The following is a 22,522-nucleotide window of genomic DNA, read 5'->3' as shown; positions in this document are numbered from 1 at the left end:
GACGTACGATCACTGATCGTGACGTCGACGGTTCCTGAATCAACACAGCGGGTCAGCGGGGGTGTCAGCGCAGAGGTGGAGGTACAGTCCAGCACTGGTGCCCATGAGCCCATCCCGCTGCTCACCCCTGCGGACGGGGTACCCCCCGTCATCGTCGACACCGCAGAACTCGCCGCGGCGGCGGAACGCCTCGCGGCCGGCGTCGGGCCGGTCGCGTTCGACGCCGAACGCGCGTCCGGTTACCGGTACAGCCAGCGGGCCTACCTCGTCCAGATCCGACGGCGGGGCACGGGCTCGCTGCTCCTCGATCCGATCGCGCTCGAGGATCTGAGCGTCATCCAGGACGCGGTGGACGGGGTCGAATGGGTGCTGCACGCCGCCAGCCAGGACCTTCCGTGCCTGTCCGAGCTCGGTCTGCGGCCGAGTCTGCTGTTCGACACGGAGCTCGCCGGCCGGTTGCTGGGCTACGAACGGGTCGGGCTGGGGATGATGGTCGAACGGGTGCTGGGCTACGGGCTGGAGAAGGGCCATTCGGCCGCGGACTGGTCGACCCGCCCGCTTCCCGAGCCGTGGCTGCGCTACGCGGCACTCGACGTCGAGCTGCTGGTGGAGTTGCGCGACGCGCTCGAGGCGGAGCTGATCGAACAAAACAAGATCAAATTTGCCCGGCAGGAGTTCGCCGCGATCGTCACGGCCCCGCCACGCGAGCCACGGGCCGAGCCGTGGCGCCGGACGAGCGGGATCCACCGCGCCCGGTCCCGCCGCCAGCTCGCGGCGGTCCGGGCGATGTGGACCGCCCGGGACCGGCTCGCTCGTACCCGTGACGTCGCGCCGGGTCGCGTCCTCCCGGACAGCGCGATCATGGACGCCGTGCTGAACGCCCCCACCGACGCGGCCGCGCTGGTCCGACTGCCCATCTTCTCCGGACCACGGATCCGCCGCACCGCGAACGTCTGGCTCGACGCCCTGCGTAGCGCCGCCGCGCTACCCGAGGAAGAGCTGCCCGCCCCGGCCGGACCGGGCGGCGACGGTCTGCCGCCGCCCAACCGCTGGGCCGAGCGCGACCCGGTGGCCGCGTCGCGGCTGGCCCGGGTACGGGCCGCGCTGGCCGCCCTCGCCGCCACCCACACGATGCCGGTGGAAAACCTCCTCGAGCCCGCGTTGTCCCGGCGGCTCGCCTGGTCCCCGCCGAATCCCCTGACGGACACGGCCGTCGCCGGGGCGCTGCGGGCCGGCGGGGCACGCCCCTGGCAGATCGAGCTGACGGCCGCTCCCCTGCTCACCGTCCTCGCCGAGCCGCCGACCGAACCGACAGCACCGGCCGAACCGACAGCACCGGCCGAACCGACAGCCGAGCCGGCGGGCTGACGGCCGGATCTGCGGGTCGTGGGCCAGGGACGGACCGGCGCATCACGACATTGGCATCCCACGACATCGGCCTCCCCGGGCACCTGGGGCATCCATGGCTCCGAGATGTCTACCGGCTGGTAACCGCTGCCGTAGGCTAGCCGTGCCGGCGGTATCCGCGCCGGTGCCGGCTGGCTGTCCGGGCCCTGGAACCGGGTTCCGGACAACAGCCGACGTTCGACGGCGACGAACCGGCGGTCGGTGGCGGCCGCGGGTCGGGAGGTCCCGTGTTCGGATCATCCAGAAACTTCGTACGCGACGTCGTGTTCGTCGACGGGGTCCGAACCCCGTTCGGGAAGGCCAAGGGCGTCTACGCCGAGACCCGTGCCGACGATCTGATCGTGCGGGTGGTCCGGGAGCTGCTGCGGCGCAATCCCTCCCTCCCCCCTGAGCGGATCGACGAGGTGGCGATCGCGGCCACCACCCAGATCGGCGATCAGGGCCTGACCATCGGCCGGGTCGCCGCCATCCTGTCCGGGTTGCCGGAAACGGTGCCGGGCTTCGCAATCGACCGGATGTGCGCAGGCGCCGTCACGGCGGTGACCACGACGGCCTCGTCGATCGCCGTCGGCGCCTACGACGTGGCCATGGCCGGCGGGGTGGAACACATGGGCCGCCACCCGATGGGCGAAAGCGCCGACATCAACCCCCGGTTCGTCGCCGAACGGCTCGTGGACACCTCCGCGCTGGTGATGGGCTCGACCGCCGAGAACCTGCACGACCGGTACCCCAAGATCACCAGGTCGCGGGCGGACGCCTTCGCTCTGGCCTCCCAGGAGAAGGTCGCCAAGGCGTACGCGAACGGTCAGATCCAGCCCGACCTCGTCCCGGTGGCTGCCCGGCACGTCGAGACGGGCTGGGAGTTCGTCACTGCCGACGAGCCGCCGCGACCGGACACCACGCAGGCGGGGCTCGCCGGGCTGCGCACGCCGTTCCGGCCGCACGGGCGGGTGACCGCGGGCAACTCCGCCGGGCTCAACGACGGCGCCACCGGCTGCCTGCTCGCCGCCGCCGAGGTGGCGGCCGAGCTGGGCCTGTCGGCGAAGATGAGCCTGGTGGGTTTCGCGTTCGCCGGAGTCCCCCCCGAGGTGATGGGCGTCGGGCCGATCCCGTCGACGGAGAAGGCGCTGGCCCGTACCGGCCTGACCATCGACGACATCGGCCTGTTCGAGCTGAACGAGGCCTTCGCCGTGCAGGTCCTGGCCTTCCTCGACCACTTCGGCATCGCCGAGGACGATCCCCGGGTCAACCCGTACGGCGGGGCCATCGCGTTCGGTCACCCGCTGGCGTCCAGCGGGGTGCGCCTGATGACCCAGCTCGCCCGGCAGTTCGCCGAGCATCCCGAGGTGCGCTACGGCATGACGGCGATGTGCGTGGGTCTCGGCATGGGCGCCACCACGATCTGGGCGAACCCGCACCACGCCGCGGCCAACTGAGCAGGCACGACGACTGAGCAGGCACGACGACCGACCCGGGACGACCCGTCCGACACGACCGGGCCCGCGGCGGAACCGAGGGGAGATCCATGACCATCGACGAGGTGACCCTGTCCTTGCCGGACGAGGTCGTCACGGCCGCCCACGCCCGTTACGCGCGGCTGCCCGGGGTGGCCGGGCCCGTCGCCCTGATCACCCTCGACAACGGTCATGACCACACCCGGCCGAACACCTTCGGCCCAGCCGGCCTGCGGTCCCTGCTCGCCGCCGTCGACGAGATCGAGGCGCACGACCCGCCGATCGCCGCGATCGCCGTCACCGGCAAGCCGTTCATCTTCAGCGTGGGTGCGGACCTGTCCTTCCGCTCGTCGCTCACCGACCCGGAGCAGATCCGCCCATCGCTCGCGGCGCTCGGCCGCCTCGGGCACGAGGCCTTCGCCCGGGTGGGTGAGGGTCGCCTGGGTGACCGGAAGGTCCCGACCTTCGCCCTCGTCAACGGGGCGGCGCTGGGCGGCGGGCTGGAGCTGGCCCTGCACTGCGACTACCGGGCGCTGTCCGCCGGCATTCCCGCACTCGCCTTCCCAGAGGTCTTCCTCGGCCTCGTCCCGGGCTGGGGCGGCACCCAGCTGCTGCCCAACCTCATCGGCGCCGAACGGGCGGTGTCCGTCATCATCGGCAACGCGCTCAGCCAGAACCGCATGCTGCGCGGCCGGCAGGCGTTCGAGCTAGGTCTCGGGGACGTGCTGCTGGAGCCGGCGGACTTCCTGGCGGAGGCGCTGCGCTGGGTGGGCCGGGTGCTGCGCGGCGAGGTCGACCCGGTGGCCGCCCGCGCGCCGGTCGAGCGGGGGGCGGCCTGGGCGGAGGCGATCGCACGGGGCCGGGCGCTCGCCGACGCGAAGCTGCACGGGGCCGCGCCGGCCGCCTACCGGGCGTTGGACCTCCTCGCGCTCGCCGAGACCGCCGACCGCGCCACCGGGTACGCGGCCGAGACCGAGGCCCTCGCCGATCTGTCCGTCAGCGACGAGCTCGCCGCCAGCCTGTACTCCTTCGACCTCGTGCAGAAGCGGGCGAAGCGGCCGGTGGGCGGGCCGGACCCGGCGCTGGCCCGGCCCGTGACGAAGGTCGGGGTGGTCGGCGCCGGCCTCATGGCAAGCCAGCTCGCCCTCGTGTTCGCGCACCGGCTCGAGGTGCCGGTGGTGCTCACCGACATCGACCAGGCCCGGCTCGACGCCGGGGTCGCGGGGGTCCACCAGGAGATCGACAACCTTCTGCTGCGCCACCGCATCACCCCCGACCAGGCGAACCGCTACAAGGCGAACGTCACCGGATCCCTGACCAAGGACGGCTTCGCGGACGTGGACCTCGTCATCGAGGCCGTCTTCGAGGACCTGGCCGTCAAGCGGACCGTGCTCGCGGAGCTCGAAGCCGTCGTAGCGCCCACGGCCGTGCTCCTGACGAACACCTCGGCGCTGTCGGTCACCGAGATGGCCGCTGGGCTCGATCATCCCGAACGGGTCGCCGGGCTGCACTTCTTCAATCCGGTGTCGGTCCTCCCCCTGGTCGAGGTGGTCCGCGCTGCCCGCAGCGACGACGCCACCATCGCGACGACGCTGGCCGTGGCGAAGAACCTGAAGAAGAACGCGGTCCTGGTCGCCGATGCCCCGGCGTTCGTCGTCAACCGGCTGCTGACCCGGTTCCTCGGGGAGGTGCTCGGCGCGACGGAAGGCGGTACGCCGCTCGAGGAGGCCGACCACGCCCTCGATCCGCTGGGGCTGCCGATGTCCCCGATGACCCTGCTCGCCCTCGTCGGGCCGCCGGTCGCCCTGCATGTCGCGGAGACGCTGCACGCGGCATTCCCGGACCGGTTCCGGCGGCCGGCGGCTCTCGCCCGGCTGGTCGAGGCGGGCCGGAGCGGCGTCTACACCACGGGCCCGGACGGCGTCCAGACCGTCGACCCGGACGCCGCCGCGCTCATCTCCACGCCGTCCCCGGCCGCCACCCCGCTGACCGGGGACGAGGTACGCGAGGCGGCGTTGCGGGCGCTCGCCGAGGAGATCCACCTGATGCTGACCGAGAAGATCGTCGCGGAGGCCGCCGACATCGACCTGTGCATGATCCTCGGCGCCGGCTGGCCGTTCCACCTCGGCGGCATCACGCCCTACCTGGACCGTACCGGCATCAGCGAGGCCGTCACCGGGCAGCGCTTCACCCCGCCAGGCATCGCCACCCTGCGCTGACCCAATCCGAAATACCGGCACTCAGTACATGGGTGTCTCACCTCAGGCTGGCGAAGAGGGTCAGGCCGTGCGGACCGGTGGCTCGTCGTCGCTACCGCCACGCCGGCCATCGCCGGGGAAATCACCGAACGGGCCCGGCGGCTGAAGATCCGGGGGCAGCGACGGGTCCAAGGAGAACGGGGCGCCGGGCGCCAGCAGGCAGTAGCTTCCGGATTCCTTTCCCACCTGGTACGTCTCGTGACTCGCCGAGGCGCTGCCGCGCCGGACGTCGACCTGAACCTCCCGGACCGTCGGGGAACCCACGGACCGGTGGATCTGCACTCCCCGCACGGCGAACGAGGCGATACCGCCCTGGACATCGTCCAGAGCCCGCATGATGATGGCGAACTCGGACGCCGGGCGGCGTTCCTGGACCGATGGGCAGAGGCGGGCGTAAGCGGCCTCGTAGCGCGAGTCGCTGACCTCCGTCAGGTAGGCGCGGACGGCGTCGGCAGGGCCGTCGGCGGAGCGGAAGAACAGGAACAGGCCTGTCCCGCCCGCGCCGGCCAGGAGGGCGAGCACGAGGACGAGCGGAATCAGCCACCGGGCCCGGCTACGGCGGGGCGCCGGCGGCCCGCCCGGCCACCCGGGGCCGCCCCACGAGGTCGGCGGGACGGGTGGAGGCGGGGGCCACCAGGGTGGCCGTTGCGGCTCATGGTGCACCCCCCCACCCTCCTCCCACTTCCTCACATTCGCTCCTGCACCACATCATCAGTACACGACAGCCGAGCACCCCGCTGCCGCAGGGCGACACCGACGAGCGCCCAGACCAGGTCGGCGATCGTGGCGAGAAGCCGCGCCACCAGCGCGACCAGGGTCGCCGGCCCACTGGCGACCGCCGGGGCCAGCGCCAGTACCAGCACCGCCTCCCGCACCCCCGCCCCGGCGGGCAGCACCAGTACCAGGAATCCGGCGGTCCAGGCCAGGGCATAGGCCCCGAGGGAGAGCAGCAACAGCCGGCCGCCGCCGACCGCCGGATGCAGATCCCGGACGAGCAGCCAGGTCGCCACCCCGTAGCAGCAGAAGCTGAGCAGCAACCAGCCGGCTCCGGCGGCGACGGCCCGCGGGGGCAGCGGTTCGGTCAACGGTGGGCGGCGCAGCAGCCGGAACGCCAGCGCCAGCAGGCGGGACAGCACCGGCGGGCAGAGCACGACGACGAAGACGGGCACGACCGCCAGCGCCCACCAGTAGTCGGCGAGCGCCTGCGCGGAGACGAACGGCAGGGTGACCGCCGCGGCGAGCCCCCCGCTCGGCACCGCGAGCGCCAATACGACCAGGCTCGCCGAAGCCGCCTTCGACCGGGAGACGCCGTGGTCACGGGAGAGCTCCATCTGCGCGAGCACCGGCCACACGCTGCCCGGGATGTACTTGCCGATCTGCCCGACGAAGAAGATCCGCACGGCGGCCCGCAGGGGAAGCGCGGCACCCAGCCCTCCCAGCAACGCCCGCCAGGACAGCACGGTGGTACCGACGGCAAGCACGGTGACCACACCCGAGGCCACCACGCCGCCCACGGTGAGCGAGCGGACGGACTCCTCGATCTCGTTCCACTGGCTGACCAGGGCGAGAACCAGCAGCCCGAGGGCCACCAAGAGCGCACCACGCATGGCCCACCAGCGTGGGCCGCGCCCAGCCCGGCGGCGGGAGGCGGCGCCCCGGCGCGCCGACACGGTGTGCTCACCCACCTGGTCAGCCTAGGACGGCGGTCGGGCCGCCATCGTGCCGGGCCCCGACACGGTGGCGGGTCCCGACACGGTGGCGGGTCCTCGCCCGCCGAACCCCGGTGACCGGGCGATACCCGGGTGCGTTCGGGATCAGGGCACCCGAGTCAGGGCGCCGGGGATCAGGGCGCCGGGGATCAACGCTGGTCGCCGATGGCCTCGCCGGCCCGCTCGCCCGCCGGGGCCGCTTCGCCGGGCGAGGCCGGGTCGTCCTCGATGGCCGGCTGGCGCTTCGCGACGGCCTCGACGACCTTGCGGGCGAGGTCCTGCGGGGCAAGCCCGACCTCGGCCATGACCTCGTCCCGCTTGCCGTGGTCGAGGAAGCGCTGGGCGATGCCGAAGTCCCGCAGGGGCACGTCGACGTCGGCGTCGCGCAGCAACTGGGCCAGCGCAGCCCCGACCCCGCCGACCCGGCCGTTGTCCTCGACGGTGACGACGAGGTCGTGGGCGCGGGCAAGATCGATCAGTGCCGGGTCCAGTGGCTTGACCCACCGCGGGTCGACGACGGTGATGCCGATGCCCTGGCTCGCGACCCGCTCCGCGATCTCCAGGCAGGTCGCGGCCATCGCGCCGATGGAGACCAGCAGCACCTCGCGGCGCTGGGCCACCTTCGGCGAACGGTAGAGCACGTCCACCCCGCCGACCGTGTCAATCGCCGGCACGTCCGCGGCGACCTTGCCCTTGGGGAAGCGCACGACGGTCGGGCCGTCGGTGTTACCCACGGCCTCGCGCAGCTCCGCCCGCAGGGTCGGCGCGTCCCGCGGGGCGGCGATCGCGAGCCCCGGGACAACCTGCAGGAACGACAGGTCCCACATGCCATTGTGCGACGCCCCGTCCTCCCCGGTGATACCGGCCCGGTCGAGCACGAACGTCACGGGCTGGCGGTGCAGGGCGACGTCCATCAGGACCTGATCGAACGCGCGGTTGAGGAACGTGGCGTAGAGACACACGACGGGCTTGAGCCCACCCATCGCGAGCCCGGCGGCCGAGGTGACGGCGTGCTGCTCGGCGATACCGACGTCGAACACCCGGTCCGGGTAGGCCTTGGCGAAGGCGCCGAGACCGACCGGCTGGAGCATCGCGGCGGTCAGCGTGACGACGTCGGGCCGCTCGGAACCGATCTGCACGATCTCGCCCGAGAAGATGCTCGTCCAGCTGATGGTCTTCGACGTCGACACCGGCTTACCGGTCGCCGGGTCGATGATGCCGACGCCGTGGAAGTTGTCGGCGTCGTCCTGCTCCGCCGGCGGGTAGCCGAAGCCCTTGCGGGTCACGCAGTGGACGATGACGGGCCCGCCGAAGTCCCGAGCCCGGCGCAGGGCCGACTCGACCGCGACGACGTCGTGGCCGTCGACCGGGCCGACGTACTTCAGGCCGAGGTCCTCGAACATGCCCTGCGGCTGGACGACGTCCTTGATGCCCTTCTTGATGCCGTGCAGCGCGTCGAACAGCGGGGGGCCGACCAGCGGGGTGCGGCCGAGGACCTGCTTGACGACGTCGAGGACCTGCTCGTACTCGGGCGCCAGCCGCAGCGCGGCGAGGTGGTCGGCGAGGCCGCCGATCGTCGGTGCGTAGGACCGGCCGTTGTCGTTGACGACGATGACGACGGGCCGGTCGTCGGCGGCGATGTTGTTCAGCGCCTCCCAGCACATCCCGCCGGTCAGGGCACCGTCACCGACGACGGCGACGACGGCCCGGCCCTCACCACGCAGCGCGTAGGCACGCGACAGCCCGTCGGCGTAGGACAGGGCGGTCGAGGCGTGCGAGTTCTCGATGATGTCGTGCTCGGACTCGGCCCGGCTGGGGTAGCCGGAAAGGCCACCCCTCTGGCGCAGCCCGGAGAAATCGTCCGCCCGGCCGGTCAGAATCTTGTGCACATAGGACTGATGGCCGGTGTCCCAAAGGATGCGGTCGAATGGCGAATCAAACACACGATGTATTGCCAACGTCAGCTCGACAGCCCCCAGATTCGGCCCGAGGTGACCTCCCGTACGCGCGACTGCGTGAATGAGGAAATCACGGATCTCGGCCGCCAGGGTGCCGAGCTCCTCGTGGTCGAGGCGCTTGACGTCCTGCGGACTACTGATCGTGGACAGAAGCGACACGGCGTGAACTCCCTCTCCCGAAAGGGGATCGGTCCGGGTCCGGCAAAGTCTACGCAGCCCGCCTGGTCCCTTGCAGACGGGCACCCGACATGTGAGTTCCTCGTAGACCGTCAGGCAATAGGCCTGATCGCGGTAGAATCCACCTCCCCGGTTGTCCACTATTGGTCCGGATCCGAGTACGCGGATGCACACACTCTGTCGGCGTGGCGCGCGGGCGACACGCCGGGACGACCAGGTCGTGCCAGAAGCGGCCGGAAGTGGAGTCCACGCCATTCCGGCGACACTTCTGGTACCGGCACAATCACACCAGGTGCGGACTCCGGTCCGCGCCTCGCGGCTCGAGCAGTGCCACACACTCGACGTGGGCGGTCATCGGGAACAGGTCGAAGGCGCGCAACGCGACGAGATCGTAGCCCACGGCTGCCGCGGCAGCGAGGTCCCGACCCAATGCGACGGGATCACAGGCGACGTAGGCGACCGCGCGGGGGCGATGGGCGAGCAGCGCGGCCACCACCGCCGGGCCCGCCCCGGTGCGCGGCGGGTCGAGCACCGCGAGATCGACCCGGCCGGCCGGCCCGCCCGTACCGAGCACCCCGCGGATGGTAGCCGGTGTCACCCGCAACGCCCGCAGCGAGACCCATGGCAGATCGGCGAGGTTGTTCGCCGCGGCCGCGACCGACGCGGCGTCGGACTCCAGTGCGATGACGCGGCCAGCGGCGCCGACATCCTCCGCGAGGAACGCCGCGAACAGGCCCGTCCCGGCATACAGGTCGAGCGCGGTCTCCCCGGCTCGGGGACGCAGAGCCCCGCGGACCGCGTCCACCAGCACGCCGGGAGCCGCCGGATGGACCTGCCAGAACACCTCCAGCCCGAGCCGGAACCTCCGCTCCCCCACCACCTCGACGACCTCCCCAGGGACTCCGGCCTCCCCGGGGTCCTCGCCGGTCCCGACGCGCCCGTCGTCGACGACCGTCCCGGCGCCGGCGGGATGCACCGCCACGGCCACCTGCCCGGTCGCCGGGCTGACCGCGACCTCGACGGCGTCGGCCCCGGGGAACCGCCGGCCGGCGAGCGCCGCGAGGACGAGGGGGTGGGCAATGCGGCAGTCCGGCGTCGCCACCACCTCGTGCGAGCGGCTCGCCCGCAGCCCGACCTCGCCGCCGGCCGTCACCGCGAAGCGCATCCGGGTCCGCCACGCCAGTCCGTCGTCGACGCCACCGGACCGGTCGGATCCGGTCAGCCGCTCCGGGCCGCTGACGGGCACCGCCTCGACCAGCACCTCCAGCGCCGGCTCGGCGCCGGGTCCGGCCTCGGCCGCCGTCCCGAGGCCGGACCCGGCGTGCGCGGGGCTGACCCGGGCGTCGAGGCCACCGAACCGCCGAAGGGCGTCGGCCACGACCTCGGCCTTGCCGCGCCGCTGCGCCGCGAGGCCGGCATGCTGCCAGTCGCACCCCCCGCACAACCCTGGGCCGGCGTGCGGGCAGGGCGCGACCACTCGGTCCGGCGAGGGCGTCAGGATGGCGACCGCGTCCGCCCGCCAGTACCGCTCGTGGGAGGCGTCGGTAACTCGGGCACGGACCCGTTCGCCGGGCAGGGCATGGCGGACGAACACCACCCGACCGCCCGAGCGGGCGACGCAGAAGCCGCCGTGGGCCACCGGCCCAACGTCGAGGTCGAGCAGCGAGCCGACCGCGATCCCTGGGGCGCGGGCCTGCCGTGCGGTGTCCCCGGAGACGCGCGATCGCGCGGGCCGGCGCTGTCGACTCACCGCTTCCGCTCCGACGGGCCGGGAAGCGTGGCCCGGCCCTGTCGCACCGCGCCCGCCCCGGTCCGCTCGAGCCGCTGCTCGGCCAGCCTGGACGAGGCGAGCTGCCAGGGCACGCTGGTGACCATGACGCCGGGCTGGAAGAGAAGCCGGGCCTTGAGCCGCAGCGCGCTCTGATTGTGCAGGAGATGCTCCCACCAGTGACCGACGACGTACTCGGGGACGTAGACGGCGACGACGTCCCGTGGGCTCTCCCGCCTGATCCGGGCAACGTAGTCCAGCACCGGGCGGGTCACCTCCCGGTAGGGGGAGGCCAGCACCACGAGATCGACGGTGATCCCTCGCTCCGCCCACGCCTTGCGGAGCCGATCGGCCTCCGCCTGGTCGACGGCGACCGTGACCGCGACGAGGCTGTGCGGCCGCGACGCCTTGGCGTAGGCCAGGGCCCGCAGCGTCGGGGCATGGATCTTACTGACGAGGACGACGGCGTGGATCCGGGAGGGCAGGGTCGGCGGCCCGGGTTCCGGGGTGAGTTCGACCGCGACCCGGTCGTAGTGAGCCCTGATCCCCCGCATCCCGAGAAAGATGATCGGGATAGCCAGACAGACGATCCAGGCACCGTGGGTGAACTTCGTGACCAGCACGATGATCAGCACGGTGCCGGTGAGACAGGCGCCGAAGAAGTTGATCGCCTGAGACCGACGGATCCGCCGACGGGCGGCCGGATCGGACGCAGCCGGGTCGTCCGAGCGCAGGATGCGCGCCCAGTGCCGCACCATCCCGGTCTGGCTGAGGGTGAACGAGATGAAGACCCCGAGGATGTAGAGCTGGATCAGGGCAGTGACCTGCGCGTCGAACACGATGATCAGCATGATCGCGAAGCCGGCGAGCAGCACGATCCCGTTGGAGTAGGCCAGTCGGTCGCCGCGGGTGTATAGCTGACGCGGCAGGTAGCCGTCGCGGGCAAGGATCGAACCCAGCACCGGGAAGCCGTTGAAGGCGGTGTTCGCCGCCAGCATCAGGATGAGAGCGGTGACGACGGCGATGTAGCCGAAGCCGGGCGATCCGTCCCCGAAGACGGCGGCGGCGACCTGGGCGATCACGGTCGGCTGCTCACCACTGGCGCCGATCAGGTCCCCGGTGTGCTCGGCGACATGCACGTCGGAGATCAGAGCCAGCGCGGTGACGCCGCCGAACATCGTGACTGCAATGAACCCCAGCATCAGCAGGGTGGTCGCGGCGTTGCGGCTCTTGGGCTTCCGGAACGCGGGCACCCCGTTACTGATCGCCTCGACCCCGGTGAGCGCCGTGCATCCCGAGGCGAACGCCCGCAGCACCAGGAACACCAGGGCCAATCCCGCGTAGTCGTGTTCGGCGACCACCTGGTATCCGGCGCTCTCGGCCCGCGGCGGATGACCGACGGCCGCCTGGACCAGCCCGGTGACGATCATTACGAAGATGCCGAGCACGAAGCCGTAGGTCGGGATGGCGAACGCCGTGCCGGACTCGCGCACCCCACGCAGGTTCATTATCGTCAATAGGATCACGATGACGACCGCGAGGAGCACCTTGTGCGCGGCGAGCCCGGTGACGGCCGACGTCAGGTTCGCGACACCGGCCGACACCGACACCGCGACCGTGAGGACGTAGTCAACCAGCAGGGAACTGGCCACCAGCAGGCCGGCCCGCGAGCCCAGGTTGACCGAGACGACCTCGTAGTCGCCGCCGCCACTCGGGTAGGCGTGCACGTTCTGCCGGTAGGACGCCACCACCGTCAGCATCAGGATGGCGACGGCTCCAGCGAGCCAGGGCGAGTAGTGGTAGAAGGCCAGCCCGCCGAGTGACAGGACAAGCAGGATCTCCTCGGTCGCGTACGACACCGAGGAAAGGGCATCGCTCGCGAAGACGGGCAAGGCGATCCGTTTGGGGAGCAGTGTCTCCCCAAGCCGGTCGCTCCCGATCGGTCGACCGACGAAACCGCGCTTGAGGCGATCCGTGAGCGCCACGCGGCGATGCTACCGACGCCAGCCACGCAGTTCAGCATCAGTGTGGCGTGGCACACAGATGCTCCGTATCCGGAGATCCGGCCACGTGACCTGCGCCGGTCAGGCCGGATCGGACTACCCTGAACCCTTGTGCATGTCGTGATCCTCGGCTGCGGCCGAGTCGGCTCCGCGCTTGCCCGCAGCGTCGAACGGTTCGGCCACTCAGTAGCGATCATCGACCAGAACCCCGCCGCGTTCGGGCGGCTACCGCACGATTTCACCGGTTTGCGGGTCACCGGGATAGGCTTCGACCGCGACACCCTCATCGAGGCGGGCATCGAGCGGGCCGCCGCGTTCGCCGCCGTCTCCAGCGGGGACAACTCAAACATCATCGCCGCCCGGGTGGCCCGCGAGATGTTCGGGGTCGAGCGGGTCGTCGCGCGGATCTACGATCCCCGCCGGGCCGAGGTCTACGAGCGGCTCGGTATCCCCACCGTCGCCACGGTGCGCTGGACCCGGGACCAGATCCTCGGCCGGCTCCTGCCCGACGCTGTCACGCCGCAGTGGTCCGATCCGTCGGGCTCGGTGCTGCTGGCCGCGATCCCACCAGGACCCGCCTGGGTGGGCTGCCGGATCCGGGAGCTGGAGGAGTCCGCCGGGGTACGGGTGGTCTGCGTGACCCGGTTCGGCGAGGGTGTCCTGCCCGACGCCCGCACCCTCGTCCAGGACGGTGACGTCGTGCACGTGGCGGTGACGAAGGCGCACGCATCCAAGGCGGACACGGTGCTGCGCACCGGGCCGGACGGCGAGGGCGCCGGGTAGCTCCGGGCAGATCCAGGCAGACGATGCCGCGCGAGGAGGAGAAGCGATGAGCGTGCGCCGGGTGGTGATCGCGGGAGCGGGCAAGGTCGGCCGGTCCATCGCCGCCGAACTGCTGGAGAACGGCTCCGAGGTGCTCATCATCGAGCGGGATCCGCAGAAGATCCGGACCGACGCGCTACCGGAGGCCCGGTGGCTGCTCGCGGACGCCTGCGAGCTGTCCCAGCTCGACGCGGCCGGGCTGAACGAGTACACCGTCCTGGTGGCCGCCACCGGGGACGACAAGGTGAACCTCGTCGTCTCGCTGCTCGCGAAGACCGAGTTCGGCGTGCCCCGGGTCGTGGCGCGGGTCAACCATCCCAAGAACGAATGGCTGTTCACCGAGTCGTGGGGGGTGGACGTGGCGGTGTCCGCGCCGCGCCTGCTCACGGCTCTGGTCGAGGAGGCCGTCAGCGTCGGCGACCTCGTCCAGCTGATGCGGTTCCGGCAGAGCGATGCATCCCTCGTCGAGCTGACGCTGGCCGAGAACGCGCCAGTGATCGGCCAGCGGCTCAGCGAGATCGCCCTGCCGGCGGACAGCGCCCTGGTGGTGATCCTGCGTGACGGACGGGCGGTCATTCCCTCGCCCGACGCCACCCTGGAAGACGGCGACGAGGTTCTCGCGGTCACGACGAACGCCGAGGCCGAGGAGAAGCTCGCCGTGCTGCTCGGTCAAGCGCCGGCAGGCGCGGGCACGCCGGGCTGACGCGCGACAGGCTGACGCGCGACAGGCTGGCGATGCGGAGGCCGTCAGCCGGCAGGCCGCCGCTCTCCGCGCGGGAGCTCGCCGCGCGGGGCGTCCCCGGCCAGCACCTCGCCGTCCAGCACCTCGCCGTCCACGACCGTCGGGTCGGTGGCGGCGGGGGGCAGCGGTGCGATCCGGCGGACGATGGCGAAGCTGGCCAACACCGCGACACCGAACAACGGAAGTCCCAGGGCGATGTTGGCCGCGGCCAGCCAGCCGGGCTCGTCGGCGAGGTAGAGCACCCCCTGCACGACGAACCGCACACCGAACACGGCGATCCAGACGACCGTCGCCCACACCGCGGCCCGCCGCTGGCGGGGCACCCGCTGCCAGTTCGCATAGCGGCTGTCCAGACCGGCCATGAGATACCCCGTCACCGGCCGGCGCAGGACGATCGACAGCAGGGCCACCACCCCCCAGAGCGCGTTCTTCGCGATGCTGGGCAGGAAGAACCCCTTCGCGTTCCCGGTGCGAGAGGCCACGAATGCAGCGATCGCCACGGCGAACAACCCCGAAAAGGTCTGCTGGGTCGGCTCACGGCGCACGATGCGCAGCACCAGCAGAGCGGCCGCCGTGGCAATGGCGACCGCAATGCCGGCGGTCAGTCCGGCCTCGGCGTTCACCGTCACAAACGCCACGGTGGGCACGGAGCTGTCAATGATCCCCCGTGGGCCGCCGATGGCCTCGGACATCGTCATCGGAGGCGTGTCGGGAGATGGCGTACGTGGCATGTCTGGTTAAGATCCCGTCGGGTTGGGCGGACCCGCCGACCTAGGCGCTCGCCGACGGAACGGGGAGTAGTTCGTAACGCGGGTTGAAGATGATCGGACGGTTCTCCTGCACGGTAACGCGCCCGGAAGCCTTGACCGACGCGCCAGCCCGCAGGCCCGGGATGTCCCGGCGGCCGAGGAAGACCAACGTGACGGTGCCGCTGCCGTCGTAGATGTCGACCTCCAGGGTCGGTGCACCCGAACGCGCACGTACCGTCACGGCCTGGATGGTACCCGCGACGCAGATCTCGTCCCGGTCACGACAGCCGCTCATCGGGGCGGCGCCCGCCGCCGCCGAGGCCGCCTGGAGGTCCTCGGCGTCGAGCTCGCTCGTCCCTGCTGTCAGTCTGTGGAGCTTGCGCCCCAACCAGCCGCGTGACTCGCCCACCGCTCCTCCGATCCGGCTCGTCGGCGACTCGGCGCAAGCAACTGCTGCTCGAGCACGTCCAACACGTTCAACACGTCCAATGCAACGCATGACCGGCGCTCAATGTGCCCGCCCCGCATGGCGCCTTCGGCGCAATGCGGGGACCCCGGGCACAGGGCGCCGCACGGGGTCTCCGTCGAATCACCTCCGGCGATCCTCCTCCGGGAGCCATCGGGGGCCTTCGGCGCAATGCGGGGACCCCGGGCACAGGGCGGTCAGCGGATCTCGGCTATACGCGCACCGCGCACGGGCATCTCGGGCCGTCCGCTGGCCGCCGAGGCGACCGGTCCGCCGGAACCAGCGGGGTGATCGGGGTGATCAGTGACCTCTTTCGGCAGCCTCAGGGGCAACGGATCCCGCACCGGCATCGCGCCGTCACCACGAGAAATGATCAGATTGCGCAACGCGGCGTCCAGGAGGGGGCCGGCCGCCGGATCCTGTCCGGCCGCGCCGGTCACCACCGCCCGCAGGAACCAGCGCGGACCGTCCACACCGATCATGCGACCCGGCACGGTCTCGCCCGGTCGCCCGGTCGGCAACCTCATCCGCAGTTCGGGGCCGTAGCGACCGTCTGCCTCCGACCCACCGCCCCCCTGAATGGTCTCCAGAATCTCGGCCCGTACCTCGTCCCAGAGGCCCCGGCTCTTCGGCGCCGCGAAGACGGAGAGCTCCATCGCGCTGCGCCCGTCGGTCACCAGCACCGTCAGCGGCTTGCCGGTCGACTCCTCGACCTGGAACTGCACCTGCATGCCGTCGAGCGCTGGAATCCGCAACGACCCGAGATCGAGGCGATGCACGTCGTCATCGGGTGCCTGCGCGATGTCGTAGGGACCGTCGGGCTCCGACGAGCCCCGCGAGGTGACCTTCTCGGGGACGTCCACCTCGGAGGCCTCGCGACGGTCGAACTCCCTACGCCCTCGCCCGAACACCGGTGGTCTCCTTTCCTGCCCCCCCGGCGGACCCGAAACCCCCTGTGGAGCCGAACCCGCCGCTTCCGCGCACCGAGGCCGGCAGCTCATCGACCTCCCGGAACACGGCGTGCTCCACGCGCTGCACGACCAGCTGGGCGATCCGGTCGCCCCGACGTAGGGTGATCATGTCAGATCGGTCGGTATTGATCAGAATGACTTTAATTTCTCCACGGTAACCGGCGTCCACCGTTCCCGGGGCGTTGACCACGGACAGGCCGTGCCGCGCGGCCAGGCCACTGCGCGGATGGACGAACGCCGCGTACCCGGCCGGCAGGGCGATGCTCAGGCCGGTTCCGACCGTCGCCCGCTCCCCCGGGCCGAGCGTCACATCCTGGGCCGTCACCAGGTCCGCCCCCGCGTCCGACGGCTGGGCGTACGCCGGCAGCGCCAGCTCGCGGTCCGACCGGCGGACGAGGATCTCCACCCGACCCGGTACGGCGGGCGCGGGCTGTACGGCGAGTGGCACCGCGGACGCGGGAGGCGGGGCGGTGGGCGTCGTCGGATCGGTGGCGGTCATGGCTCTCCTGGTCGAGGGTGCCCGGTCCGGGCGTGACCCCCACGCTAGGCCATGGCCCTCGTACCGCCATCGGCCTGCCGGTCCGACGGGCCGCAGCGAGCCCCGGACTCCGGCGGGCGTATCCCGGCGTGATCGGATAGCAGATGATCCGAGAGGCTAAGACGATCCGAGGGGCTAAGCAGGCCGGTCGGGGTAAGCAGGGGGCGGGCGGACCGGCATGGTCCTCGCCGAGGAACGAGAGGTGCGGGGTGACGAAAGCAGCGTCAAAGCTGGGATGGAAGATCGTCGGCGGAGGGGCGACCGCGCTCGCGGGCATGGCCGCGAGCCGAGTCGTGAGCGCCCTGTACCGCAAGGTGCGCAAGTCCGACCCGCCGGCCAACCCGGCGGACCCGGACACCGCCTGGACGGAGGCCGTCGCCTGGGCGGCGATCTCGGGTCTCGCGATCGGGATCGGCCGGTTGGCGGCCGAGCGCGCGGCCGCGCGCGGATGGGCCCGGGCGACGGGTTCACCACCGCCCGGCATGCTCCACCCGAAGACCTCCTTCTCCGAGGACTGAACGGCATCCGAGGACTGAACGCGTGACCGGCGAGCACTGATGAGCGGCCGGCCACGAGCGGCTCTCCGGGGCACCCGGCTGCTCCTTTCCGGGCACGATGGGATCCACCGGTGCGCCGTCCGGATCGGCGGCGTCACGATCAGCGGGAGGCTCGGATGGCCGTGTACGCCCTGGGGGACGCCGTCCCCACCATCGATCCCACGGCCTACGTCCATCCGGACGCGACGGTCATCGGCACGGTGACGATCGGGCCCGAGTCCACGGTGTGGCCGGGCGCGGTGCTGCGTGGCGACTACGGGACGATCGAGATCGGCGCCCGCACGTCCATCCAGGACGGCACGGTGATCCACGCTACCGAGGAACTCACCACGGTGGTGGGTGACGACTGCACGGTCGGGCATCTGGCTCATCTGGAGGGTTGCGTCGTCGAGGACGGCGCCCTGGTCGGTTCCGGTTCGGTGGTGCTCCACCGGGCCCGGATCGGCCGGGGCGCGCTGGTCGGCGCGGGCGCGGTCGTCGTGGGCGGCACGGTCGTGCCGCCGGGCGCGAGGGCGCTCGGCGTGCCGGCGAAGATCCTGCCGGATTCCGTCGCCCCGGGTGCCCTCGCCGCCGGGGCCGCGATCTACGTGGCGAACGGCAAGCGCTACCGCGAGCAGCTACGCCGGATCGACTGACCGGTCGACCGCCAGGCCACCCACGCCTCGCCCGGCCTCCCGGCGGATCCGCCGACGGCCCGACGGCCGGTGCGCCCGAGGTCTCACCGTCGGGTCCCCGCCCAGGTGAGCAGATGTCTCAGAGAGTGTCACAGCCGACGCCGCGCCACGTAACGGCGCATTTCTACCGTCGTGGCATCACCCGCACCTCGGAGGATCATCTATGAGCGCCACGCTGGAAGGCGTCCCGACTACCGGCACCGTGACCGGTCCGTCCCGACGCGGCCGCTGGATCGACGACTGGCGGCCCGAGGACCGCACTTTCTGGAACAACGGCGGTTCCCGCATCGCCCGCCGAAACCTGATCTTCTCGATCCTGGCCGAACACGTCGGGTTCTCGATCTGGTCGTTGTGGGCGGTGACGGTCCTGTTCCTCGGACCGGCCTACCACATCGACCCGGCCGGCAAGTTCCTGCTGACCTCGCTGCCCGCGCTCGTCGGCTGTGTGCTGCGGATCCCCTACACCTTCGCCGTCGCCCGGTTCGGGGGGCGTAACTGGACCATCTTCAGCGCGGCGGTGCTCCTCGTGCCGACGATCCTCGCGGCCGTCGTTCTCTCTCCCGGCGTCTCCTACCCCACCCTGCTGATCGTCGCCGCGGTCGCGGGGGTCGGAGGCGGCAACTTCGCCTCCTCGATGACCAACATCAACGCCTACTATCCGGAGCGGCTGAAGGGCTGGGCCCTGGGACTGAACGCCGGCGGCGGAAACCTGGGGGTGGCCGCGATCCAGCTTGTCGGCCTGCTCGTCCTCGCCACCGCCGGCAAGGACCACCCCCGGGTCGTCCTTGCCGTCTACATACCGCTGATCGTCCTGGTGACGCTCGGCGCGGCGCTGTTCATGGACAACCTGTCGAGCGCGAAGAACGACCGGGGCGCGATGCGCGACGTCGCCCGTGACGGTCACACCTGGGTGATGTCGCTGCTCTACATCGGCACGTTCGGGTCGTTCATCGGGTTCGGCTTCGCGTTCGGCCAGGTGCTCCAGGTGCAGTTCCACGACCAGTTCAGCACCCCGATCAAGGCCGCCTACCTGACCTTCCTCGGTCCGCTGCTCGGCTCACTGATCCGCCCGGTCGGCGGCATCCTGGCGGACCGCGTCGGCGGAGCGAAGGTCACCTTCGCCAACTTCGTGGCGATGGCGGCCGCAGCCGCGATCGTGCTCGTCGCCTCGCTGACGGAGTCGCTTCCCCTGTTCCTGGTCGGGTTCATCGCGCTGTTCGTCTTCAGTGGTGTCGGGAACGGGTCAACGTACAAGATGATCCCGGCGATCTTCCAGGCGAAGGCGCAGACCACCATCGACGCCGGTGGCGACCCGGTCGCGGCGCAGCACTCGGCCCGGCGGCTGTCCGGAGCCCTCATCGGCCTGGCCGGCGCGATCGGCGCGTTCGGCGGGGTGCTGGTGAACCTGGCCTTCCGGCAGTCGTTCCTGAGCTACCGGACCGGCGACGCGGCGTACATCTCCTTCATCGCCTTCTACGCGCTGTGCTTCGTGGTGACCTGGTTCGTGTATCTGCGGCCGTCCGCCAAGCGCCTCGCCGGCATCTGATCCCGTCTGTGCCCTGTGTTCAGGCCAGTTCGACGGCGACGGCGATCTCGCCGCCGGTCGGGCTCAGCGTGAGCTCCCGGATGCTGCCGGCGCTGCGCAGGTCCGCGGCCACCGACTCGACGAGGGCGACGAGGTCGGCCTCGCCGCTGATCAGGACGCTCGCGACCTCGGCCTTCTGCGACACCTTCGCCTCGGACTTGGCCCGGCGGACACCGGACAGCGCCGCCCCGACGGCACCGAGGAGCTCCGCGCGGGCGCCCTCGGCGAGCTTGCGGATCTCGGCGGCGTCCGGCCAGCTCGCCCGGTGCACCGAACCAGGACGCCACCAGGACCAGACCTCCTCGGTGACGAACGGCAGGACCGGGGCGAACAGCCGGAGCAACGCCGACAGGGCCACCGAGAGCGTGGTGTGCGCGGAGGCCGCGCCCGCCGCCCCGGAGGAGCCGTACGCCCGGCCCTTCACGAGCTCGACGTAGTCGTCACAGAACCGCCAGAAGAACGACTCAGTGACCTCGAGGGCCCGGGCGTAGTCGTAGCCGTCGAAGGCCGCGGTGGCGGTGTCGACCACGTCGGCCAAGGCGGCCAGCAGGGCCCGGTCCAGCGGTTCACTGGCCGGGGCGGGGGCCGCCCCGGCGTCGGAGACCACGGCGTCGGGGGTCACGGTGTCGGGAGTCACGGCGAGACCGAGCACGAACCGGCTGGCGTTGAGAATCTTGATGGCGAGCCGGCGGCCGTTCTTCATCTGGCCGACGTCGAAGGCGGTGTCGGTGCCCGGCCGCCCGGACGCCGCCCAATAACGGACCGCGTCCGACCCGTGCTCCTCGAGCAGGCCCATCGGGGTCACCACGTTGCCCTTGGACTTCGACATCTTCTTACGGTCCGGGTCGAGGATCCAGCCGGAGATCGCCGCGTTCGACCAGGGCAGCACGCCGAACTCGGCGTGGGTGCGCACCACCGTCGAGAACAACCAGGTCCGGATGATCTCGTGCGCCTGCGGGCGCAGGTCCATCGGGAAGACCCGGGAGAACAGATCGGTATCGTGCTCCCAGCCACTGGCGATCAGCGGGGTGAGCGAGGACGTCGCCCAGGTGTCCATCACGTCGGGGTCGGCGGCAAACCCGCCGGGCACGCCCCGCTGCTCGGCGGTGTACCCGGGCGGGACGTCGCTGGACGGGTCGACCGGCAGCGACGCCTCGTCGGGCACGATCGGCGCGTCATACCGCGGCGCACCGGCGGCGTCCAGCGGGTACCACACCGGGAACGGCACGCCGAAGAACCGCTGCCGGCTGATCAGCCAGTCGCCGTTGAGGCCGTCGACCCAGTTCTCGTAGCGGACCTTCATGTAGTCCGGGTACCAGCGCAACTCCTGGCCTCGTCCACGCAGCGCGGCCCGCAGCGGCTCGTCCCGCCCGCCGTTGCGGAGGTACCACTGGCGGGTCGTCACGATCTCCAGCGGCCGGTCGCCCTTCTCGTAGAACTTGACCGGATGGGTGATCGGCCGCGGCTCGCCGAGCAGCGCGCCGGACTCGGCGAGCAGTTCGACGATCCGCGCCCGGGCGCCGTGCACGGTCTTTCCGGCGAGCTCGGCGTACCGCTCCCGGCCGGCCGCGTAGGTGACGGCGTCCGGTGGGTCCGGGATGAACCGGCCGTCACGGCCGATCACCGCACGCGCCGGAAGTCGCAGCTCGCGCCACCACGTCACGTCGGTGAGGTCGCCGAAGGTGCAGATCATCGCGATGCCGGATCCCTTCTCGGGGTCGGCCAGCCGGTGCGCGACCACCGGGACCTCGACGTCGAACAGCGGGGTCCGCACCGTGGCGCCGAACAACGACTGATAACGCGGGTCGTCCGGATGGGCGACCAGGGCGACGCAGGCGGGCAGCAGCTCGGGACGGGTCGTCTCGATGACGATCGGGTCCGCCGGGTCCAGCCCCTCGCCCGGGGCGGAGACGCCCGACCGGGGGAAGGCCAGGGTGTGGTACGCGCCGGGGCGGTCCCGGTCCTCCAGCTCGGCCTGGGCCACTGCGGTGCGGAAGGTGACGTCCCACAGCGTCGGGGCCTCGGCAAGATAAGCCTCACCGCGAGCGAGGTTGCGCAGGAAGGCCCGCTGCGCGACGGTCCGCGACCGGGCGTCGATCGTTGCGTAGGTGTGCGACCAGTCGACGGAGAGCCCCAGCCGGCGCCAGAGCTGCTCGAAGCCCTTCTCGTCCGCCAGGGTCAGCCGCTCGCAGAGCTCGACGAAGTTGCGTCGCGAGATCGGGATCTGCTCCTTACCGGGCTTGTCCGGCGGGGTGAAACCCGGGTCGTAAGGCAGCGACGGCTCGCAGCGGACAGCGAAGTAGTTCTGCACCCGGCGTTCGGTCGGCAGCCCGTTGTCGTCGAAGCCCATCGGGTAGAAGACCTCGCGACCCCGCATCCGCTGGTAGCGGGCGATCAGGTCGGTGTGGGTGTACGAGAAGACGTGCCCCACGTGCAGGGAACCGCTGACGGTCGGCGGCGGGGTGTCGATGGAGTAGACCTGCCCGCGGTCGACCGTCCGGTCGAACGCGTAGGTGCCCTCATCCTGCCATACCGTCGACCAGCGCGCCTCGATGCCGTCCAGGCTCGGCTTCGCCGGGACCGCGCGGGTGGACCGTTCCGTACCGTCTGTCGCGACCACAAGCAACGATCCTACGGGCGCCTCGATCGTGGTCACCGACCACCGAGGTCCCCCGGTCGGCGGA

The 22,522-nt window shown here is 71.6% G+C and carries 18 protein-coding genes; 8 read left to right on the top strand and 10 right to left on the bottom strand.

The genetic code is table 11. The annotated features are described in order from the left end of the window. The first annotated feature begins 18 nt into the window (after positions 1 to 18). The 3 genes from AC08OV_RS01625 to AC08OV_RS01615 all read left to right on the top strand — a co-directional run bounded on the left by AC08OV_RS01625 (position 19) and on the right by AC08OV_RS01615 (position 5,080). The gene (locus tag AC08OV_RS01625) at positions 19 to 1,368 is read left to right on the top strand and encodes an HRDC domain-containing protein (protein WP_476613840.1); all 1,350 of its coding nucleotides are present in this window, start codon (positions 19 to 21) and stop codon (positions 1,366 to 1,368) included. Between the two features lie 266 nt (positions 1,369 to 1,634). Beyond that, positions 1,635 to 2,843 carry a thiolase family protein gene (locus AC08OV_RS01620; protein WP_476613839.1) on the top strand — a complete coding sequence of 403 codons (1,209 nt, stop codon included), beginning with the start codon at positions 1,635 to 1,637 and terminating at the stop codon, positions 2,841 to 2,843. Positions 2,844 to 2,932: 89 nt separating this feature from the next. Then, complete coding sequence (locus tag AC08OV_RS01615) at positions 2,933 to 5,080, top strand: 3-hydroxyacyl-CoA dehydrogenase NAD-binding domain-containing protein (protein WP_476613838.1); 2,148 nt, start codon at positions 2,933 to 2,935, stop codon at positions 5,078 to 5,080. A gap of 60 nt (positions 5,081 to 5,140) precedes the next feature. Here AC08OV_RS01615 and AC08OV_RS01610 read toward each other — a convergent pair whose 3' ends face one another. The 5 genes from AC08OV_RS01610 to AC08OV_RS01590 all read right to left on the bottom strand — a co-directional run bounded on the left by AC08OV_RS01610 (position 5,141) and on the right by AC08OV_RS01590 (position 12,716). Then, positions 5,141 to 5,809 carry a hypothetical protein gene (locus AC08OV_RS01610; RefSeq protein ID WP_476619164.1) on the bottom strand — a complete coding sequence of 223 codons (669 nt, stop codon included), beginning with the start codon at positions 5,807 to 5,809 and terminating at the stop codon, positions 5,141 to 5,143. Continuing rightward, a complete protein-coding gene (locus AC08OV_RS01605) occupies positions 5,806 to 6,804 on the bottom strand; it encodes a lysylphosphatidylglycerol synthase domain-containing protein (RefSeq protein WP_462187656.1) in 999 nt (332 codons plus the stop codon). Before AC08OV_RS01605 ends, AC08OV_RS01610 begins: the two co-directional genes overlap by 4 nt. A gap of 173 nt (positions 6,805 to 6,977) precedes the next feature. Beyond that, positions 6,978 to 8,945 (bottom strand): 1-deoxy-D-xylulose-5-phosphate synthase, encoded by a 1,968-nt coding sequence (gene dxs / locus AC08OV_RS01600; protein WP_476612872.1) that lies wholly within the window; start codon positions 8,943 to 8,945, stop codon positions 6,978 to 6,980. Between the two features lie 301 nt (positions 8,946 to 9,246). Next, positions 9,247 to 10,713, bottom strand: a complete 1,467-nt coding sequence (locus AC08OV_RS01595; protein ID WP_476612873.1) for a class I SAM-dependent RNA methyltransferase — start codon at positions 10,711 to 10,713, stop codon at positions 9,247 to 9,249. Further along, positions 10,710 to 12,716 (bottom strand): APC family permease, encoded by a 2,007-nt coding sequence (locus AC08OV_RS01590; protein ID WP_476612874.1) that lies wholly within the window; start codon positions 12,714 to 12,716, stop codon positions 10,710 to 10,712. Before AC08OV_RS01590 ends, AC08OV_RS01595 begins: the two co-directional genes overlap by 4 nt. A 129-nt stretch (positions 12,717 to 12,845) precedes the next feature. On the opposite strand from AC08OV_RS01590, the gene AC08OV_RS01585 reads away from it, so the two are divergent. Both AC08OV_RS01585 and AC08OV_RS01580 read left to right on the top strand, forming a co-directional pair. Further along, positions 12,846 to 13,517, top strand: coding sequence for a potassium channel family protein (locus AC08OV_RS01585; protein WP_476612875.1), 672 nt, complete (start codon positions 12,846 to 12,848; stop codon positions 13,515 to 13,517). Between the two features lie 46 nt (positions 13,518 to 13,563). Next, positions 13,564 to 14,259 (top strand): potassium channel family protein, encoded by a 696-nt coding sequence (locus AC08OV_RS01580; RefSeq protein ID WP_462187661.1) that lies wholly within the window; start codon positions 13,564 to 13,566, stop codon positions 14,257 to 14,259. A gap of 44 nt (positions 14,260 to 14,303) precedes the next feature. Here the strand turns inward: AC08OV_RS01580 and AC08OV_RS01575 are convergent, their stop codons facing one another. The 4 genes from AC08OV_RS01575 to dut all read right to left on the bottom strand — a co-directional run bounded on the left by AC08OV_RS01575 (position 14,304) and on the right by dut (position 16,983). After that, positions 14,304 to 15,029: a DUF3159 domain-containing protein gene (locus AC08OV_RS01575; protein ID WP_476612876.1), complete on the bottom strand. Its 726-nt coding sequence runs from the start codon at positions 15,027 to 15,029 to the stop codon at positions 14,304 to 14,306. A gap of 40 nt (positions 15,030 to 15,069) precedes the next feature. Next, positions 15,070 to 15,456 carry an OB-fold nucleic acid binding domain-containing protein gene (locus tag AC08OV_RS01570; protein WP_462187663.1) on the bottom strand — a complete coding sequence of 129 codons (387 nt, stop codon included), beginning with the start codon at positions 15,454 to 15,456 and terminating at the stop codon, positions 15,070 to 15,072. 254 nt (positions 15,457 to 15,710) lie between these two features. Next, the gene (locus AC08OV_RS01565) at positions 15,711 to 16,424 is read right to left on the bottom strand and encodes a DUF3710 domain-containing protein (protein ID WP_476612877.1); all 714 of its coding nucleotides are present in this window, start codon (positions 16,422 to 16,424) and stop codon (positions 15,711 to 15,713) included. Next, complete coding sequence (gene dut / locus AC08OV_RS01560) at positions 16,405 to 16,983, bottom strand: dUTP diphosphatase (protein ID WP_476612878.1); 579 nt, start codon at positions 16,981 to 16,983, stop codon at positions 16,405 to 16,407. The genes AC08OV_RS01565 and dut overlap by 20 nt, the downstream gene beginning before the upstream one ends. A gap of 248 nt (positions 16,984 to 17,231) precedes the next feature. Here dut and AC08OV_RS01555 point away from each other — a divergent pair, with 248 nt between their 5' ends. From AC08OV_RS01555 to AC08OV_RS01545, 3 genes are all read left to right on the top strand, one after another. Next, a complete protein-coding gene (locus AC08OV_RS01555; protein WP_476612879.1) occupies positions 17,232 to 17,540 on the top strand; it encodes a DUF4235 domain-containing protein in 309 nt (102 codons plus the stop codon). Positions 17,541 to 17,695: 155 nt separating this feature from the next. After that, positions 17,696 to 18,214, top strand: coding sequence for a gamma carbonic anhydrase family protein (locus AC08OV_RS01550; RefSeq protein ID WP_476612880.1), 519 nt, complete (start codon positions 17,696 to 17,698; stop codon positions 18,212 to 18,214). Positions 18,215 to 18,416: 202 nt separating this feature from the next. Continuing rightward, positions 18,417 to 19,799, top strand: a complete 1,383-nt coding sequence (locus AC08OV_RS01545; RefSeq protein WP_476612881.1) for a nitrate/nitrite transporter — start codon at positions 18,417 to 18,419, stop codon at positions 19,797 to 19,799. Positions 19,800 to 19,818: 19 nt separating this feature from the next. Here the strand turns inward: AC08OV_RS01545 and valS are convergent, their stop codons facing one another. After that, complete coding sequence (gene valS, locus AC08OV_RS01540) at positions 19,819 to 22,458, bottom strand: valine--tRNA ligase (protein ID WP_476612882.1); 2,640 nt, start codon at positions 22,456 to 22,458, stop codon at positions 19,819 to 19,821. Between the last annotated feature and the right edge of the window lie 64 nt (positions 22,459 to 22,522).

Source organism: Frankia sp. CeTa3Moorea, from assembly GCF_978021225.1.
Note: the sequence above shows the minus strand (reverse complement) of the source record. Positions and strands in the feature narration are given on the sequence as shown.

What these genes read in the sequence shown, in the direction of transcription:
- AC08OV_RS01615 (WP_476613838.1), top strand. Translation starts at nt 2,933, where the DNA reads ATGACCATCGACGAGGTGACCCTGTCCTTGCCGGACGAGGTCGTCACG.
- dut (WP_476612878.1), bottom strand. Translation starts at nt 16,983, where the DNA reads ATGACCGCCACCGATCCGACGACGCCCACCGCCCCGCCTCCCGCGTCC.
- AC08OV_RS01545 (WP_476612881.1), top strand. Translation starts at nt 18,417, where the DNA reads ATGAGCGCCACGCTGGAAGGCGTCCCGACTACCGGCACCGTGACCGGT.
- AC08OV_RS01550 (WP_476612880.1), top strand. Translation starts at nt 17,696, where the DNA reads ATGGCCGTGTACGCCCTGGGGGACGCCGTCCCCACCATCGATCCCACG.
- AC08OV_RS01580 (WP_462187661.1), top strand. Translation starts at nt 13,564, where the DNA reads ATGAGCGTGCGCCGGGTGGTGATCGCGGGAGCGGGCAAGGTCGGCCGG.
- AC08OV_RS01575 (WP_476612876.1), bottom strand. Translation starts at nt 15,029, where the DNA reads ATGCCACGTACGCCATCTCCCGACACGCCTCCGATGACGATGTCCGAG.